The sequence below is a fragment of the Terrabacter terrae genome (assembly GCF_039529575.1).
Lineage (GTDB): Bacteria > Actinomycetota > Actinomycetes > Actinomycetales > Dermatophilaceae > Terrabacter > Terrabacter terrae.
This window is the reverse complement of sequence record NZ_BAAANB010000149.1, coordinates 1-1,810: the sequence shown is the minus strand read 5'-3', so window position 1 is coordinate 1,810 and position 1,810 is coordinate 1. Positions and strand designations below refer to the sequence as shown.

Annotated in this window: 2 protein-coding genes; both read right to left on the bottom strand. The window is 72.5% G+C overall.

Going from position 1 to position 1,810, the window contains the following annotated elements:
- Positions 1–1,046, bottom strand: a 1,046-nt coding sequence (locus ABD194_RS20110; RefSeq protein WP_343994818.1) for a hypothetical protein, incomplete at its 3' end; no start/stop codon positions are given.
- 44 nt (positions 1,047–1,090) lie between these two features.
- On the bottom strand, positions 1,091–1,810 hold a 720-nt coding region (locus ABD194_RS20105; protein WP_343994816.1), incomplete at its 5' end, for a penicillin-binding transpeptidase domain-containing protein.

Here is a 1,810-nt window from a genome sequence, read left to right as displayed (position 1 = left end):
AGCAGCCACACCGAGCTCTGGACCGTGAAGGACTTGCCGGTGACGAGCACGATCCCGACCATCACGAGCGACACCTCGGCCAGCGTGGGCCGCCTCGCCGACGACAGCGCAAGCACCGCCCCGACGAGCAGGGCCACCAGCCAGCCCACGACGGCGAGCGCCGTCACGGCGCCGCTCGGCAGCGGGTGCCCCGCGAGCTGCGGCAGCAGCCACGGCGAGCCGTAGCCCGCCGAGGCCGAGGCCCAGCCCTCGTACGGCGAGAGCGCCGCGCCGTGGTTGAGCAGCCAGAGGCCCGAGAGCAGGGCGCCGGAGGTCAGCAGCGCGTAGCCGACCGTGCGACCGGTCTCGCGCAGCCTCCCGGCACGCAGGGCGAGCAGCACGATGGCCGCGAGGATCAGCACCGGGTAGGACCGCGCGCCGATTGCCAGCCCGAGCAGGACACCGGCGAGCGTCCGGTGCCGTCGCGACCACGCCCACATGCCCGCGCTGGCCAGGGCCACCCCGAGCAGGTCTGCGGAGATGAAGCCCGCCAGCACGACCACCGGGGAGAGGGCGACGTGGGCGGCAGAGATGGGCCGTGCCGCGGAGGAGGCGACGAGCCAGACGATGACGAGCAGGAGCAGCGTCAGCAGCACCGACCACTGCGCGAAGTACCACGCGGCGCGCGTCTTCAGCGTGCCGTCGTCGGGGGTGAGGCTGGCCACGGCGGTCAGCACCAGCCCGGTCAGGGGCGGTTGGCCCGTGACGGGAGCGCCCGCCCCACCCTGGAGGTATGCCGCGACGCCGGCCTTGACGTTCTGGTCGCGGTACGCGGTGGGCAGGTCGGCGTAGCAGGCGCTCCAGAACTGGGTGTCACCGGTGAAGCCGGTGCGCAGGCACGGCGCGCGGAGCAGGACCGCCAGGCCGGCCGTCACGGCGGTCAGGGCCGACAGCAGCGCGGCCGTGAGCACCCACGGGAGCTCACGGCTGACGGCATACCGCCCGCGAGGGCCTCCGATCACCTCGGAGGCCGCCCGCACGACGGGGTCGTCGACCCTCTCGGTCACCGCCGGGTCACCCCGGCCCTCGTCGCGCCCACCCGCTCACGCCGTCACCCGCCGCTGCTCTGGGTCGTGGTCCGGCTGCGGCCCGGGAGCGGGACCGTGATCGACGGCTGCGAGGTCGTCGAGGTCGGGCTCGGCCTGCCGGTCCCGTTCGTCTTCGTGGGCTGCTGGGTCGTCGTCGTGGGCGCCTGCGTCGTCGTGGTCGTCGTCGTCGTCGGCGGCGGCGGCGCCTGGGTGGTCGTCGTCGCCGGGGCCTCGGTGGTGGTGACCGGCGGCGGCGTGAAGGTGGGCGTCGGCGTCGGGATCTTCTCGTCGCCGACACCGGCACGGGCCGGGAAGCTCTGGACCTCCATGTTCTCCGTGACGACCTTCATGAAGTCGAGCCAGATGTTCGCGGGGATGGTGGAGCCGTCGTAGAGGGAGGACTCCTGCGGGCTCAGCTGCTGGCTCGTCTTCCCGTCGGCCGACGGCTTGTACATCCCGACCGAGACCGCGAGCTGCGGGATGAACCCGGAGAACCACTTCGAGCGGTTCTCCTCGGAGGTGCCCGTCTTGCCGGCCACGGGACGGTCCAGCGTGCGGCCGATCTTGGTCGCGGTGCCACCGGGCTTGACCGTGTAGGTCATGGCGTCGGTGGTGTCGGCCGTGACGTCCTTGTCGAAGGCGCGCTTGGTCTGCGGCTTCGCCTCGTAGGAGAAGTCACCCGTGGTCGAGGTGATCTTCTTGACGAGGTACGGCTTGGACCTGACTCCCTGGGACGCGATCGT